Origin of the sequence: Vibrio cionasavignyae, from assembly GCF_050337155.1 — a bacterium.
GTDB lineage: Bacteria > Pseudomonadota > Gammaproteobacteria > Enterobacterales > Vibrionaceae > Vibrio > Vibrio nomapromontoriensis.
Window position 1 is genome coordinate 54,265 of sequence record NZ_JAKJSR010000027.1, and the last position, 16,101, is coordinate 70,365.

17 protein-coding genes are annotated in these 16,101 nt (G+C 43.1%); 9 read left to right on the forward strand and 8 right to left on the reverse strand.

Annotated features, from left to right (window positions below; all coding sequences use genetic code 11):
• Positions 1–41: 41 nt before the first annotated feature.
• Entirely contained in the window at positions 42–539 is a 498-nt protein-coding gene (locus L4D74_RS20505) for a magnesium transporter (RefSeq protein ID WP_428754384.1), read from the forward strand.
• Positions 536–1,525 (forward strand): efflux RND transporter periplasmic adaptor subunit, encoded by a 990-nt coding sequence (locus L4D74_RS20510; protein WP_428754385.1) that lies wholly within the window; start codon positions 536–538, stop codon positions 1,523–1,525. The genes L4D74_RS20505 and L4D74_RS20510 overlap by 4 nt, the downstream gene beginning before the upstream one ends.
• 123 nt (positions 1,526–1,648) lie before the next feature.
• Here L4D74_RS20510 and L4D74_RS20515 read toward each other — a convergent pair whose 3' ends face one another.
• Entirely contained in the window at positions 1,649–2,080 is a 432-nt protein-coding gene (locus tag L4D74_RS20515; protein ID WP_428754386.1) for a glycine zipper family protein, read from the reverse strand.
• Between the two features lie 227 nt (positions 2,081–2,307).
• On the opposite strand from L4D74_RS20515, the gene L4D74_RS20520 reads away from it, so the two are divergent.
• Entirely contained in the window at positions 2,308–3,060 is a 753-nt protein-coding gene (locus L4D74_RS20520) for a GntR family transcriptional regulator (protein ID WP_428754387.1), read from the forward strand.
• 20 nt (positions 3,061–3,080) lie between these two features.
• On the opposite strand, the gene L4D74_RS20525 is transcribed toward L4D74_RS20520, so the two are convergent.
• Complete coding sequence (locus L4D74_RS20525) at positions 3,081–3,761, reverse strand: SDR family oxidoreductase (protein ID WP_428754388.1); 681 nt, start codon at positions 3,759–3,761, stop codon at positions 3,081–3,083.
• A gap of 363 nt (positions 3,762–4,124) precedes the next feature.
• Here L4D74_RS20525 and L4D74_RS20530 point away from each other — a divergent pair, with 363 nt between their 5' ends.
• Entirely contained in the window at positions 4,125–4,466 is a 342-nt protein-coding gene (locus L4D74_RS20530) for a DUF6515 family protein (protein ID WP_428754389.1), read from the forward strand.
• Positions 4,467–4,728: 262 nt separating this feature from the next.
• Here L4D74_RS20530 and L4D74_RS20535 read toward each other — a convergent pair whose 3' ends face one another.
• Both L4D74_RS20535 and L4D74_RS20540 read right to left on the reverse strand, forming a co-directional pair.
• Positions 4,729–4,896, reverse strand: a complete 168-nt coding sequence (locus tag L4D74_RS20535; protein WP_428754390.1) for a hypothetical protein — start codon at positions 4,894–4,896, stop codon at positions 4,729–4,731.
• A gap of 202 nt (positions 4,897–5,098) precedes the next feature.
• Positions 5,099–6,556 (reverse strand): lipid-binding SYLF domain-containing protein, encoded by a 1,458-nt coding sequence (locus L4D74_RS20540; protein ID WP_428754391.1) that lies wholly within the window; start codon positions 6,554–6,556, stop codon positions 5,099–5,101.
• A gap of 381 nt (positions 6,557–6,937) precedes the next feature.
• On the opposite strand from L4D74_RS20540, the gene L4D74_RS20545 reads away from it, so the two are divergent.
• The gene (locus L4D74_RS20545) at positions 6,938–8,002 is read left to right on the forward strand and encodes an NAD(P)H-dependent flavin oxidoreductase (protein ID WP_428754392.1); all 1,065 of its coding nucleotides are present in this window, start codon (positions 6,938–6,940) and stop codon (positions 8,000–8,002) included.
• A 14-nt stretch (positions 8,003–8,016) separates the two neighbouring features.
• Here L4D74_RS20545 and L4D74_RS20550 read toward each other — a convergent pair whose 3' ends face one another.
• Complete coding sequence (locus tag L4D74_RS20550) at positions 8,017–8,760, reverse strand: class I SAM-dependent DNA methyltransferase (RefSeq protein ID WP_428754393.1); 744 nt, start codon at positions 8,758–8,760, stop codon at positions 8,017–8,019.
• 433 nt (positions 8,761–9,193) lie between these two features.
• On the opposite strand from L4D74_RS20550, the gene L4D74_RS20555 reads away from it, so the two are divergent.
• Positions 9,194–9,454 (forward strand): DNA polymerase III subunit epsilon, encoded by a 261-nt coding sequence (locus tag L4D74_RS20555; RefSeq protein ID WP_250618517.1) that lies wholly within the window; start codon positions 9,194–9,196, stop codon positions 9,452–9,454.
• Positions 9,455–9,580: 126 nt separating this feature from the next.
• On the opposite strand, the gene L4D74_RS20560 is transcribed toward L4D74_RS20555, so the two are convergent.
• Positions 9,581–10,582 carry a Gfo/Idh/MocA family protein gene (locus L4D74_RS20560; protein WP_428754394.1) on the reverse strand — a complete coding sequence of 334 codons (1,002 nt, stop codon included), beginning with the start codon at positions 10,580–10,582 and terminating at the stop codon, positions 9,581–9,583.
• Between the two features lie 169 nt (positions 10,583–10,751).
• On the opposite strand from L4D74_RS20560, the gene L4D74_RS20565 reads away from it, so the two are divergent.
• Positions 10,752–11,312, forward strand: coding sequence for a DUF2301 domain-containing membrane protein (locus L4D74_RS20565; protein ID WP_428754395.1), 561 nt, complete (start codon positions 10,752–10,754; stop codon positions 11,310–11,312).
• 107 nt (positions 11,313–11,419) lie between these two features.
• Here L4D74_RS20565 and L4D74_RS20570 read toward each other — a convergent pair whose 3' ends face one another.
• Positions 11,420–12,328 carry a LysR substrate-binding domain-containing protein gene (locus L4D74_RS20570; protein WP_428754396.1) on the reverse strand — a complete coding sequence of 303 codons (909 nt, stop codon included), beginning with the start codon at positions 12,326–12,328 and terminating at the stop codon, positions 11,420–11,422.
• 143 nt (positions 12,329–12,471) lie between these two features.
• Between L4D74_RS20570 and L4D74_RS20575 the strand changes: the two genes are divergently transcribed.
• Positions 12,472–13,626 carry a DSD1 family PLP-dependent enzyme gene (locus tag L4D74_RS20575; RefSeq protein ID WP_428754397.1) on the forward strand — a complete coding sequence of 385 codons (1,155 nt, stop codon included), beginning with the start codon at positions 12,472–12,474 and terminating at the stop codon, positions 13,624–13,626.
• Between the two features lies 1 nt (position 13,627).
• On the forward strand, positions 13,628–14,545 hold the full coding sequence (locus tag L4D74_RS20580) for an ornithine cyclodeaminase family protein (RefSeq protein WP_428754398.1): 918 nt from the start codon (positions 13,628–13,630) through the stop codon (positions 14,543–14,545).
• A 262-nt stretch (positions 14,546–14,807) separates the two neighbouring features.
• Here L4D74_RS20580 and L4D74_RS20585 read toward each other — a convergent pair whose 3' ends face one another.
• Complete coding sequence (locus L4D74_RS20585; RefSeq protein WP_428754399.1) at positions 14,808–16,001, reverse strand: acetate/propionate family kinase; 1,194 nt, start codon at positions 15,999–16,001, stop codon at positions 14,808–14,810.
• Between the last annotated feature and the right edge of the window lie 100 nt (positions 16,002–16,101).

Below are 16,101 nucleotides of genomic sequence, written 5' to 3' on the forward strand. Positions count from 1 at the left end.
TCAATAACCGTGAAAACCTACAAACTAAAACGAGAAACTGTATGAACGCAATAAGAAATATAATGCGTATCGTCATGGTGATAACTAAAGTACTGATGAAGTTCTCAGCCTTTATGCTCACTATGTTATTAGGCGCTTATTTGTTAGCGCCTATGGGAACCATCAACTCTAAAGATGTTGATATGGCGACTTTTACCAACACGCCAAACGACGCCATGATGGTCATTTTTAATTCAGAATATTTTAGTGGTTATCTATTTTCCGTCACCATTGCCCTTGCTATCTTTGTGATCTATTTACTGTGGCGGGTTCATGAGGTTGCCGTTCACAGAGCTCACGAGAAAAGAAGCTCGCATATCCAACTGGTCTTCGCCCTGTCACTTTGTGGATTATTTTTACATAAAGCATGGTGGGTACTCGCGATTATTATTGCATTCGCTAACTGGGAACACATTGGCGCATCAATTAGCCGCGTTATAAAAAATAGTCGTACTTCAAACTTAGAGAATTCTACAGACCCACACGAGGCTCAATCATGAAAGAAGTGATGATTCCTTATATCCTCATTATGTGGATTCTAGTCTCGACAGGCGCAATAAAATGGACGCTAAAAAGTGCGTTTTGGATTATTTCTGGCGGTGCACTGATACTTGTCGTGTTAGGTGTCCTCTCTCGATTATGGGCTCCGGTCGATTTAACCTACTCTTCAACGATCAAAGCGCCTCACTCGGTCTTATCCCCTCTGCTACGTGAACAGATAAATGAAATTCACGTCGACCATAACCAAGTGGTCAAAAAAGGCGATGTCATCTATACCTTAATCGACACCACTTCCTATGCTGAATTAGAAAAAATTAAAGCATCAATAGTGAAACAAGAAGAATCGATTGCTCAAATGAAGCGTGACCTTCATCGAGCTAAAACTTCACCAGAGATCTTTAAAGAACGTGATGTTGAAAATTACGCTTCTCAACTTAGAATTTCTGAGTCTTCTCTTGCTTCATTACACGCCGATTATGATCGCGTGGAATTCGAACAAGACAGAAAAACGGTACGTGCCCCGTTTGATGGTCAGGTCGCAGTGGTCAATGTCGCCGATGGCAGTCGTGTGGGCAACATGCATATTTATGATACGTCTCGTAAGTTTCTGGAGATGCGGATCCCAGATCAAACATTCCGATACGTTAAAAAAGGCCAATTTGCTGAATTCTATGTCGATGCCTACCCAGGTGAAGTGTTCCGTGCTCGTGTTCACAGCTTCACTGCGGGTACTGGAGAATCGTCAATATCGCCAATACAAGGTCCACAAAGCGTGCGTCAGCATGTGGGGGCGAACACCAGCACTCACGGACGCACGGTCGTGCTTGAAATCATTGAACCTGAGGGAAAAATCATTCCTATTGGAGCGACGGGATCAGCATGGATTGCAGCGACTAAGCCGCATGCTTTCTTTGGGTTTATTGATGTAATTGGCGCGGCAACGGTGCGTTTACACTCTTATAAATCTTACTTAAACGCCATGTAACCCTTTTGCTTATACGCAAAGAGAAAGGTCAGTAAGAAATGTTCAAGGTGTATCACTCGCGATATACGCCTTGAACATTTATTTAAATATGAAAGGAATCATTAATGGTTAACCGTCAACGTATCAATTTAACGCCACGTACTGACGTTCTACCATGCAGTTTCTCATCACCGTTTTGTAATTATTCATATTGCTACTCTGCTGCGCCGACTGCTTCGCGTTGCCTTGGACGCGCCCAACAACCAAACCGCCAGCAGCGCCAATTTTCGCCGCGTCAGAACCGCTACCACCCGAAATTGCGCCGACAGCAGCGCCCGCCGCCGCACCTTTTAATAAACCACGAACACCAGAGCCTTGATTGCTCGTGACCGATTCTTGCGTATGGTTTGCTAATGTTTGGCAGTGAGCAAGCTCTTGTTGAGCCACCTCAGCAGTGACATTGTTATAAGTAAAAATCAGCTTGGAGGTAGGGTCAACAATATCCCCACCCGTAGTTTCAGCAATGGAAAATGGCGATGCAATAACCATCATCGCAGATATAAGGTGCTTATTCATGAGCGCGCTCTCTAACTTGTTAATTAATAAGATTTGATAATCATTAAGGCTTATTAACGAGTCAGTGAGTTTGAATGAAACCCTATCGTTTCAATACCGTAAAAATACTGTTTTTTGATAACACTATTTTTTATGACAAATAGCAATAACATTCAGTAATTTTACTGTATTTATGATTTTATAAATATGGACAATAAATGAAAATACATAACCATAGGTCCTCTTCCTTGAAGACTAGTAAACACAAAGCAATGGCTTATCTAACACGAGATATCCTCAATCAAACCATTGCACCAAATGAACGGCTCGTTACTCAAGATCTTTCCAATCGATACGGTCTTGGCCTATCTCCCATTCGCGAAGCGACACAAGAGCTTGCTTCGATGGGTTTTGTTGACTACAAACCCAATATAGGTGCTTATGTCACACCACTGACGGCGATCGAATTGCGTTCCCTAATACAATTTCTGATATTCCATTTTGATAACTTCAGTTCCCCTACGCAGAACAGCCCAGTCACTCACGAAGAAGTAATAGAGTCGGATGAAAAATACTCAAAGCAACACGCTGAGGTTATTATCCACTTCATACAACTGAAACAAGAATTAAATAACAAAGATATTCAGCGTGTAAACGCGATTATCATTGAAGACCATTTTATCGCACTGTTGTCATTACTTCGAAACCAACACGTCGCCAAAGTAGTAGACCTGTTTTTTGACTCCGTATTGACCAATCTACGCCGTTATATTCGGCTTTATATAATGCATGATCCCAAACAGTGCTCGCAACTGCTGCCTATTAATACAATGGAACAAATCATGGTCGCCTTTACCCAAGATAACCATCTTGAATGCGCGGAGCTCGTTGTTCAATACCTTGAGAAGCTACTAAACCATCTTCTCCCGGCATTTTCTTGGGACTCAGGCCATGGAATAACGATATCACCGAACACGCGAATGTCAGGTGATATCGTCTAAGATTTCGATCACAACAGATGTTACTCGAGTTCAACGGGTGGACGGAATGTCATTTCATGCATAACAATATCCGCGGGCAGTTCAAGCAACTGTGCAATGGTTTTGGCTACGCTGGTCGGATTCATGTATTCCGGACGCTCAGCCTCGCGAAAATTGGTATCCGTACCACCGGGAAATAGTGATGTCACTTTAATGCCATGAGGCTGCGCTTCTTTCATTAAGATCGCGCTAAAACCTGCAAGACCTTGCTTCATCGCAGTATAGATACTCATGGTCGCATTCGCACGCTTAGCCACTGTACTGATGACGTTGATAATTTGTCCTTGTTGCTGTGGCTTCATCACTTTCAATGCTTCACGACAAAGTAGCGATGGCGCTCGAAGATTAATGGCATACTGCGCTTCATACTCTTCGAGTGTAAAATCTTCAATTGCGCATTTTCGTGAAATCATACCTGCGTTATTAATTAACACATCTAAGCCATCCAAATGTGCACACGCAGACGTAAACATATTCAAAACATCGTCCACAATACTGAGATCTGCTGCAATAGTATGGCAACCCGTTATCGCGCTGAGCTCATTCAGTTTTTGCGCATTTCGTCCTGTAGCAACCACGTCGTGCCCTTTTGCACACAATTCGACCGCTAATGCGTAGCCTATACCGCTTGTTGCACCTGTCACTAGAATTTTCTTTTTCATGAGAGCCCTTAACTATCTTCAAAAGGAGAACGAAGTTACTCGCTAAGCTGCTGAGTAACTGATCGGCTAAGTGTAATATTATCTGCTAACGTTGGTCTGTAAGATAACAGCGTCACATCACATTCTGGTAAAAAACTGTCATAGTGAAGAACTCAAAAGATCTCTTACATAACTGAGACTTATACTGACTACCGTCTATATTGACGTCCAATGCAAACCCTACCAACTACTGACATCCTCTTCACTTAGATTCACTCATCATCAATAAAAATAGGCGACTTACTATTATTAGGTGCAGAATTTATGAAGAAAAATACCCGCTATATAATCGGTATAACTTTGCTTGTCCTTTCTTGCAGTAGCATGGCTGACCCATGGAAAAAGCACAAACATCATCGGCATCATAAAAAGGAAGTCCACGTTGTGCACCACTATGACCGACACCGCCTACCCGATTCAGCCGTATTTCTTGCCATCGCGGGCGTATCTTATGCCTTAATTAATGGTCAATACTATAAAGAGAGCGATGATCATTATGTGGTTGTAGAGAAACCACCGAAAAGACGCTACCGGTTAGGTCAAGTGATCAGAAAGTTGCCAGAAGGAGCGACAGCAGTAAATAAAAAAGGACAACAGTACTTCGTTTCAAGGGGTGATTGGTTTTTACCCACGGGTCAGGGGCGTTTTGTAGTCGTTAGACCATAACAAATAGCATAGTAGTTAGGCGTTTATTGTCGAGGTTCTATAAGCCATAGCACTCGCGGATGAGGGAAAAACGTAGCGGAATTGACTATGTGTGAAAAACTTACTGTAAAACGCTTATTGTAAATAAACTTAGTGTAAAAATATGTCCGAGTACTCGTAAAAAGATCACTAAGGGACTAGAGGTAATCAAACAGGGAACGTACGCGATACTCATGATAATTCTATGAGTATCGCTCGGTTTCATGTCCCTGAAAACGAAGTATTACATTACCCAAGTAAGGCTAAGTAATAGAACCACTGCTGACGTTGCTAAAAACATTGTCGCAAGGGATACGATCTCTACAAGCGTTGATGTTTCTTTCGTTGCAGTTTGGACTGCTTCTGTTTTTTCTGATGAATTGTCGAGTGTTGATAATAGTGCTGAGTTCATTTTATGTACCGTTTTGTAATTTGATTTCAAGAACAGGACAAATTTTACTCTAAATGTGACGTAGGTCAAACATTATTTGGTAATTAACTTACTAATTATATTCATGTTCGCTTATTAGAAAAGCTAATGCTTTCCCATACGCATCGCCACCGAATCTCACTATCGTCTTACGAATGTCGCCCATCGCTCTTAACGCTATTTATCAAAAACGTCGATTTAATGCGGAAATGAATTGGCGTTTCCTATCACTTTTCCAGCCGTATTCCATCATTAAGGACCAATCACGATTAAAGTTGTAGTTCGCACCAACAAGGCCAGCCCATTTATCGGTATTGCTTTGTTTAACCTTATAGTCAATACCAACCCCACTGTAGGTGTAAGTCCCTGTCAGAGTTAGCGTGCTATCGAGATAAGTTGCACCAGTATATAACGCCACAGATTGTGAGCCGATAGTAGGGATCACTTTACCCACTCGAGGCGAAACATTGAGAATCAGCCCTTCGGCATCATTTTTTCGCATATCCGCATAAGTAAATGAAATTGGTAGGGTAACAAAATAATCATTCCACCCGGTCGCTAAAACGGTGCCTAACGTATAATTATTTCCGTCAAGCTGAGCAGGCACGGTAACCTCTGGATTTGCATCCTTTAATAAACACACTTTCGGTCTTTGCAGAGGAGGTAAGCTACAGTCCGCTTCCATTTGATCAATCAAGTCGTTACCACTGAATTTAATCCCTATATCAGCCGTACCACTGATTTTCCCCACTGCGCCAAACACATTCATGAATGGAAACACCCAAGCATCAAGTTTGAGCTGAGGTGATTGTGTATTGTTGCTGTTGTTATCAAAGGAAACAAACTCTATCGGATACTTCTGAGAGCCGTTTATCCCCACATTAAGGTCTGTTATGTCCATATACTGAAATGTATCGGTGTAAATAACGCTAATACCATAAGGCTTAGGCAGTGAATATCCTTTATCAACCACCTCTTGAGCAAAAAACGGCAGTGCTCTATCCCACTTCTTTGCACCCTTGGTTGGAGCAGCGGTGTTTAAGTCTTTATTGGCAATACTAATATCACCAACTCCGGTTTCCGTTAAGTCATAATTCACTGAACTCGACACCATCCTTACGCTACCAATCGCTGACGCACCAGAGCTTGTGATTAAATAGATTGGTACATCATCATCACCCGCTAGAGTAGTACTGGCATGAGAGCTACTTTCCCCTAAGCTCACATCTGCCCCAATTGAAAATCGCCACACACCTGCTCTATAGGACTCCAACGATTGCTCATCATCAAAGATAAGCAGAGCCTCATTGTTGCCCAGAGCTAATCCAGCCCCGACATCGTAACGATCAACATCAATGTAGGTCACGCTACCATCTTGATTATTATAAATCGCCCCAATACCCGTGCCCCCGCCGATGACAGGCACTTTGACTCCCGCCATACTGACTGCCGCATAGCCGTACGCTTCATCGACTAACGTAGGAATTTCACTGTATTCATCACTCAATTTTTCAACAATTTGTGCGGATGTTGCATCTATCTCATCACGAACGGTTTGTCGCTCATCGGGAGGAATATTACTGCTGCACCCAAGTAGCGCTAGGGATAACAAAGAACCTAACCAGCGTAGACGTATCTGCATTCCTCAGAACCTCATTGTTATTATCACAGTACTTTTTATTATCACTGTGCTATCGACACTATGGCGGCACATCCTACTAAAACCCACCCACTAGAAATACCGTACTTTTACTATTGGCGAGGCACCCCTCTGCTTTTGTATCCCTTATATTCATCACAAAACCCAAATACTCATTTTCAGTTACTAATAGTAACCATACGCCATGACTAACAATTTTTCGCCATGCCTCAGAAGACTATTTGTTGTTACTTCACAACTTCAGTCAAAATACAGAGTCAGTCACCATGCCGTGAACTATTATTTTTCGCTTACCGAGAACGACACAATGGATGTGGAAAAAGGGTATGTTTAGCTGAAGATACCCAAATAAAGGAAAGTGTGATGCATAAAAAGATCAACAACGCAGACAAAGTTAAGGCGCTAATTGGAACTGATTTACCCATTATTCAAGCACCAATGGCAGGCGTGCAAGATCACCGTCTTACCGTTGCGGTTAGTCAGGCTGGAGGACTTGGTTCACTGCCATGCGGCATGTTAGATATCGACACCATTGTCAATGAGATTAAAGCCATCAAGGGTAAGACGTCGTACCCTTTCAACCTCAACTTCTTTTGCCATAACATGCCGAATTATGACGTAGAGAAACATAATAAATGGCAGCGAGTCCTCACGCCTTTCTTTAATGAATTAGACATCGATAGCAATACCCTAACGACAAGTACAAGTAGAACGCCGTTCAATCATAGTATCGCCGATGCGATTGAGCCCTTCGCCCCTGCGGTGATTAGTTTTCATTTTGGTCTTCCTAGCCCGGAACTCGTTAGCCGAATAAAAAATTGGGGAAGCAAAATCCTGTCAACCGCAACCACAGTTCAAGAAGCAATATGGTTGGAGTCTAATGGGGCGGATGCGATTATTGTGCAAGGTGTAGAGGCTGGTGGACACCGGGGAATGTTCCTATCTGAAGATCTTTCCAGTCAGACGGGGCTCATGGCGCTTCTTCCGCAGGTTATTGCTCAAGTCAATGTCCCTGTCATCGCCGCAGGAGGAATAAGCGATCAATGTGGTGTAGAGGCAGCCCTTATTTTAGGAGCAAGTGCCGTTCAAGTAGGTACCGCCTATTTGTTATGTCCGGAAGCTAGCACCTCCCAACTCCACCGTGACGCGATAAAAGCAAATAGGACACAATCAAACACGGCAATAACCAACTTGTTTACTGGTCGTCCAGCAAGGGGCATTGTCAATCGAGTTATGCAAGAACTCGGCTACATCAATAACCATGTCCCTGATTTTCCGTATGCTTCTATAGAAATGAGTCAATTACGCACAAAGTCTGAGAAACTCGCATCCAGTGATTTTTCACCATTGTGGTGTGGGCAAAATACCATGGGATGTGCAGAGATCTCAGCAAAAGACTTAACCTTGCATTTAGTTAATCAAAGATAAGCGTCACTGCATGATTAAGCTTTTACACAAACGATGATCGCATTACCCGAACGTTGGTCCCAAGGTAATATCTTATCGTAATCGTGTTCAAAAACATGAACCTCAAACCAAGGTTTAAGTAAGTCTGATATTTCTTCAATGGTGAACGCCACCATCGGGTGCTCATCATGCCAAGATAATGTCTCGTTGGCGGTATGCTTTTCAATATTAAGTTTCAGTGATTGCTTTTCACCATGCCCTGCGTAGTGCCAACCAGAGCAGAAACTAAAGGTCTCTCCAAGATGTTGAGTACTGTGCTTAACAAAAGAGCGGTTGTCGATTTTAAGCCTGTCCACCACATTAAAGCAAAACACACCACCACTATTGAGCGCTTTAAATACGTGATGAATACAATCTTGGAGCTTTTGTAAGCCATCGCAATAATGAATCGAATATAAAAAACAGGTTATCAAGTCTAGTGGTTGGGCGACGTTAAAATCGCTCATGTTTTGCACAGTAAATTGTGCTTCAGGGCATCGTTGTGCTGCGATATCAAGCATAGGTTGGTTGATATCTAGCCCACTACTTTGGTAGCCAAAATCAATAAAATGACGTACGTGAGGGCCAGTACCACAGGCTAAATCGAGATATGATTTACCCGAATTGCCAAATATTTGGTGCAACCTTTGAACACAATGACTCTGAGATTGATAGTCAATATCAGCGCACATAAGATCGTAGTAATGGGAAAGGTCAGTATAAAGGGCGTTAGCAGACATGGTGGCCTAGTCGTGGTAGACATAATTTTTTGGTGGCGCATCGTATACGACTTTACTGGTTTCCCTAACAAGATATTGCCTCAATGGCTTACAAACCCGAGTGACAGCATCTAAGAATCGATTAAATTCAATAAAAACAAGCATTTAAGAACTATCTTTCTAAGGGGGTATGAGATTTACTGACTATTTATCATGTAAGATTTATCTGAGAAACACATTTTTGGTCATTTGCCACCTAGATAGCTTGTTAGACCTACACGGCAAAGCACGAATTTATTAATAGACGATTGGCTGCACAGCCCATATAGAATAGGGCTTCCAGCGTGTTATGTGATAACATACGCCCATCAGCTTTATGAATGTGCAACTGATCTCATTTGTTTGACTGATCATGGTAGCAATCTGCTATGAATTAACTAATGAGGATAAAGTAGTGAGTAAATTAACGGCAGAGCAAAGAAAAGCTCGTGATGATGAGCGCTTTTCACAACGTGTGGCAGAACGCAGAGAAAAAGGCGAAGACGTTATCGCCTATGCCCTTACGACAAAAAAAGCCGTGAAGTTTTTAAGTAAGTCTGAGAGAAAAGAGCTCAACCGTAGAAAGCTTGCTAATCAAGAAGAAAAGCAACTCAAAGAAAAAGAAGAACTTAAGCGAATTGAAGCGTCATTCACCAACGACACTGACGCTGAATAAATTAATTAACCTTAATCGGTGAACGGTAAGCCTAGTATCGACATCATGCCTTTAACAGGAAGAGTGTCGCGACTAGGCTTTTTCAATGTTACCGCTTCTCTAGCAACCCTATTTAAAATCAATTATTTACGATTTGCTGTTAAGTAGCTCGGCATAACCACCTTCACGCAGCGCTTTCTCCATAATATTGACCACATGACGACTGGTTGTGTGATTAAGTAACTCAGATCGAGTCTCATTGCTTAACAATAACGATGATATATGCTCAATTTCATCCGCAAATCCCCCACCTTTTACTGGCATTGATATCTGCTTGAGCTGACCTTGATATGTTATGTCTATCGTCGTCGGGTTCCACCACTTACCATGAATAATAATTTCTAGCTCTGGACCACGGATAATGGCTTCTCGAGCGAGATCTCGAGTAATGGAAGCGCCAATTTTACCTTCCAGCGCACCTGAAAAAGTAAAAGTAGCGTTTTCATCCACTTCACTTTGAGAATTATCTTGCGCAAATTCAACCTGTGGTTCAGTCACCGATACTCCGGCCAGTTGACATAAATCCGCATACAACCACAGGCCATAAACGCCAACATCTAACGTCGCACCGCCACACAATGTAGGGTTAAATAAATGCCATGCACTGTCAAATTCATGCCAATTACCAAATGAAGCTTCCACGGACCTAATGACAACGTTTTGCTGCCTAATAAATTGTTTCATTTCACGATATGCAGGGAACGTGACGCTCTTCATGGCTTCAGCTAACAGTAATCCGTTCTCTTCAGCCAATGCTGCCATAGCGTCCCAATCGGCAAGATTGGTCAATGCGGGCTTTTCAACGAGCACATGTTTACCGCTGTTTAAAAACAGCTCAATCAATTCTTTATGAAATGGGTGAATGGTAGCAATATAAATGGCATCGACTTGGCTGTCTGCCGCTAGGTCTGCGTACGACCCATAACTCATATCACAGCCATATTGTTCTGAAAACTGCTGTGCTCTGCTAAGATCTCTCGCCGCTACAGCGTAAAGTTCTGCATTTTCCACCGACCCAGTTAAGTCCTTAACAAATCGATGAGCAATATTACCCAGACCTGCAATGCCCCAGCGTACTTTGTTATTCAAACGACTCTCCTTCACGGTTTTCCTACAAATAGCAATTTTATTAGGTTATTTTCCCCATCTCAGGCAAGCTAATCAAGCAAACCTGCCATTATTCTTTATGATAACTATATTGACATTGCTACATGAATTACCAATCAGCGCAACATTCACCAACCAAATGGATTAACTTATGGCAAACCCTGAACATCGTGAAGAATTGGATAAGCTCGACAAAGTGAGCGTCTGTTTTTATCGGTTTGGTATCTCTCTATTTTCTGTTGCCTTATTTGGCTGCGCCTTTATCGCGTCACATCAGCTTAAATTAATCACACTGCCTGGCAATGCATCACAAGTGGTGATATTGGTATTTTGTCTTGCGAGCGTTTTCACCGCTGCGAACTTGCATGTTTACAGCAAACACGTCCGAGCGATTATCGTTTGGTCGACGTGGCTGGGTTTATTGATCATGCTATATTCCGCGCAACAAAACCTATACTGGCTCGCGCTTGGTTTTTTCTTTGTTACTTTTTCCGGCATAGCCCTAAAAGAGTCATTCTGTTTTAAGGTTTACGGTCTAAAATTGGTGCCGCTGTTTCTCGCGATGAACACCCTTTTCATTTTGCTGGAATACTGGCAAGGCGTACTCGTTTGCTCTTCTATCACTGGGTTAATCATGATGTATCTGGCAGTGCAAAAATGGCGAATGCCGCTGCATTTTGATATTGGTATTAAAGCCAATTATGAAATTTAGTATACAGCCATACAGAATTCAAAAAATGTTCCTATTAGCAATAATGGTGTTCTTATAACTTGTAATTAATTGAGGCGACTTAGCAAGTCGTTGATAGCTGTTCTGCATTACTTCCAAGGCACAGGCGCCAATCGCTGCTTTAATAACGAGATAAACCCAGAGATACGAGCGGAACGTTCTTTCTCTGGGCTGCTTAACAGGGCGACGATATTAGCGTTAGGTAAAGAATAATCCGGTAACAGGCGCACCAGCTCCCCACTATTAATTTGAGGTTGAACGTCCCATTCCGATCGCATGATGACGCCTAAGCCCGCCATAGCCCAGTCCTTAATCACTCGACCTTCGTTACTTGCCAACGCCGGATTGATTCTGATTACTTCATGTTTCCCATCTTCAACATGGGTAAACTGCCACAATGTGACGTCCTCATTATTCTCTCTTAGCGCAATACACTGATGTTTAACTAACTCTTGAGGGGTTTCAGGGCACCCCATTGCTTGAATGTAAGTTGGCGATGCGCAAATGAAGCGCTGATTCGTCGCCAGAGTGATCATTTTTAATGATGAGTCATTTAACGCGCCAATATAAATAATGATGTCCCACTTATGGTGACTCGACCAAATAGGATTGTCGGACAGCTCCAGCTCGATATCGAGTTGCGGGTGTTTCCGTTTATATTCCCCCAGCAACGGAGCAACATAATCATTACCAAAACCAAGCGGAGCCAAGACTCTCAGCTTGCCACACACCAGTTCTTTTCTCTCATCAAGCTGTTCTTGTAACTCATCCAACTCTCTAAGAATAGAAAGCCCTCTCTCCAACAAGATCTGCCCTTCTTCTGTCAGGCTCACGACTCGTGATGGCCGCTGGATAAGCTGAATCGATAATTTTCGCTCTATGTGTTGGAGCCTAAGAGTGACAGAAGGCGGCGTGATATTTAAAGCTCTGGCCGCATCGGCTAACGTTCTATGATTAGCAATCGTGGCAATAAATTTAAGGTCTTCCGTCGTGATCATTTAGCTCAAACCTAATCTATGAGTTAGTAAATATTAATGTAAAACAAAACATAGTTTTTAGATACTGTTTACTCATCAACAGATTTGGTGTCTTTGAGATACATCAATCTAATTTAGCGTCTGATACATTAGGTAATGCCACTATGCTTCAAAATTCAGATTTAAAGATTCACTACGATAAGTTGGATACACCATTCTTATTCGTCAATAAGCCAATACTTCTTAATAACTTAACTAGATTACGCACTGAAATAGAAGGACTTGAGTGTGAGTTACGACCACACTTTAAAACCCTTCGAGCTCTTGAATCAACACCATATCTACTGCCTAAAAAAGGTTCTCCCATTACCGTCTCTACCATGAAAGAAGCGGAAGCACTGGCAAGCGCAGGCTACCGCGATATCATTTATGCGGTTGGTATTGCAGCGTCTAAGTTACCGCGTGTCGCTAACCTCTTATCCAAAGGCATCGAGATCAAAGTCATACTAGACAGTGTCGAACAGGCTAAGCTCCTGAATGAATTCAGCATAAACAACCATTGTGCTATCTCGGCACTAATAGAAATAGACTGTGATGGACATCGAGGTGGCATCACACCTGACGATCCTACATTGGTCAAAATTGCTCAATTGTTGGACCGTGGTGCAGCCTGCTTTCAGGGCATACTCACTCATGCCGGAGAGTCTTATCAATGCTTTGATCAAGCATCATTACGCGCAGCAGCCCAAAACGAAGTCGACGCGGCAGTCAACGCAGCCCGTCACCTTCGCGCCGCCGATATTATCTGCAACATTGTCAGTATTGGCTCTACGCCGACCGCACACAGCTACCAAAATTTAGATGGCATCACCGAAGTGAGAGCCGGAGTCTATGGCTTTTTTGATCTCGTCATGACAGGAATTGGGGTGTGCACGACCCATGATATTGCCGCGAGTGTTGTCACCACAGTGATCGGTCATAATAAGGAAAGAGGCAGCCTTTTTATTGATGCGGGATGGATGGCGCTCTCTTCTGATCGGGGAACGGCCAGTCAACCAAAAGATTGTGGGTATGGTCTATTAACGGATAGCGCAGGTAAGGTTCTCGACAACCTGCAAGTCACTACCGTAAACCAAGAGCACGGTATTATTGAAGCCGTGGACGGCAGCAACATTAATTTTGATAATTTCCCGATTGGTTGCCGCTTACATGTCTTACCTAACCATGCTTGCGCAACCGCTTCAATGCACCAGCACTATCACGTGTTTGATATACAGACGAATGCCTACGATGTATGGACCAGAGTTCAAGGGTGGTAACATGATTTATTTAAGCGAAACACAAACAGCACAATTAATCTCTCACGAGCTCGCCTATGTTGCAGTAAAGGAAGCGCTCGTCGCCGCAACAAACAGCGAGACGCAGTTATTTCCCGTCGTCAATGCACAGGGTCCACAAGTCGATTCCATGTTTTCACTAAAGTCTGCCTGTACCGAAAATTTGGTTGGTTGGAAAACCGGAAGCTATTGGCCAGACAACCATCAGCATGGCATACCTTGCCATGGCACGACCGTTTTTTTATTAAGCCCAGACACGGGTGAGTTAGTTGCAGCAGTCGCGGCGAGTCAAGTCAATGCCTACCGGACTGCTGCTGCGGATGCAGTTGCCGTCGATTACTTAGCTAGAGAAGATGCATCAGTATTAACCGTTTTTGGGACAGGCCATCAAGCTGAGTATGAAGTGTCTGCCATTGTCGCCATTAGGCCAATATCTCGGGTCGTTGTTGTTGGAAGAAACAAAAGTAATACCGACATATTTGTTGAAAAACTCATCAAAAAAGGCATTGCTGCTGAAGTAGGCAGTGCCCAATATGGTTGTGAGCAAGCCGATATTATTGTTACCGCTACGACAGCGACAGCGCCATTATTCCAAGCCGATTGGGTTCAGCCAGGCACTCATATCTCTGCGATGGGCGCAGATAAAGTTGGCAAGCAAGAGCTACCAACTGAACTCTACCCGCGTGCAAGACTATTTTGTGACTACGAGTCTCAATCTGTTGTTATTGGCGAGTTCCAGCATACAACCAATGCCTCTATTACAGAAATTGGAAAAGTCATTGCCAGCGTCGCTGTTGGGAGTGAAAGTACCGACGATATTACTATTTTCGATAGTTCAGGTATCGCAGTTCAAGATCTGTTTGTTGCGGCTAAATTACTTGAAATGGCGAAAGTCGAATAATTCATATTCAGCGTTCGGTGAGTGCGGGGCTAAAATCACATCACCAAGGCAAGAAGCGAACGATGTTGTTCGCTTTTGCAACTGAGTGACTAATACTTACAATCATTGTGATGATTCTCTTAGAGTTCTACTACTCAAGTTAATTGTGGGCCACGCACGTAAGCAAAATGAAACCCTCCTATCCTTTGATGTTATAGGCATTTAGAATCAAAAAAGCGAGCCACTTGGGCTCGCTTTCACATCGTCTTTGTTATCGCTTAATTTACAGTAGTTCTACCGACTGCTGAGCAATTACGAATTCTTCATTAGTTGGCACAACTAAAGCCACTGCGCCTAGCAATTCTGATTTACCAATGATGCCTGCCGCGCCAAAACGAGCAGCTTCGTTGCCTTTTTCGTCTTCAACAAAACCTAGTAGCTTAAGGTTACGCATGATCTCGCGACGGATAGGAAGCGAGTTTTCACCAATGCCGCCCGTGAAGATCACTGCATCTAAGTGGTCAAGCGGAATCAGGTAAGAACCAATGTACTTCGCCACACGGTATGTAAAGACTTCAAACGCTAGCTTAGCACCCTCATGACCGTCCTCCATCGCTTCTAGCACGCCACGAGCGTCAGAAGTGATACCAGACACGCCTAAGAAACCAGACTTCTTATTAAGCGTCTCAAACACCTTCTCTTGGCTCCAGCCTTTCTTCATCAAGAATTCAATAATTCCTGGGTCAAGGTCACCACAGCGTGTGCCCATCATCAAACCTGATAACGGGGTAAAGCCCATAGACGTATCCACACTGTTACCGTTACTAATGGCACATACAGATGCGCCATTGCCAAGGTGAACAGAGATAAAGCTTGATTCTTCTACTGGCTTGTTAAGCATTTTCGCAGCTTCTCGGCTAACGAAGTAATGGCTAGTCCCGTGGAAGCCGTAACGACGGATACCATATTCAGAATACAATTCACTCGCGATAGCACCTGTGAACGCTTTTTCAGGCATTGTCTGGTGGAAAGCCGTATCAAATACTGCAAATTGAGGAAGCGCTGGGAACGCTTCGATTGCAGCACGAATACCAATAGCGCCCGCTGGATTATGCAATGGTGCAAGATCGGCAAGTTTTTCAATTTCTGCAGTTACTGCTTCATCAATACGTACTGTCTTAGTAAATTTCTCACCACCGTGAACAATACGATGACCGATTGCAACGATGTTACTCGCTAAACCTAACTCTTCCGTTAAACCAACTAACTTACCGATTGCTAGCTTGTGATGGTTTTCTTCACCTTCTACTGCGATTTCGGATTTTTGCCCGTTAAGTTTCCAACTCATACGAGCATCGGCTAGACCAAAACATTCACCCAAGCCACTTAAGACTGCCTCACCGCTTTGAGAATCGATAACGGCAAACTTGAGAGATGAACTACCAGAGTTGATGACGAGAACAAACGAATCAGACATGCGAAAATGTATCCTGTTATTGAGCATTAGTGGAAGAACGCCTTCCTAATATATTCTACACGTATTATTCAATAATTTTTGAATCTTTCAACTTTCTTTT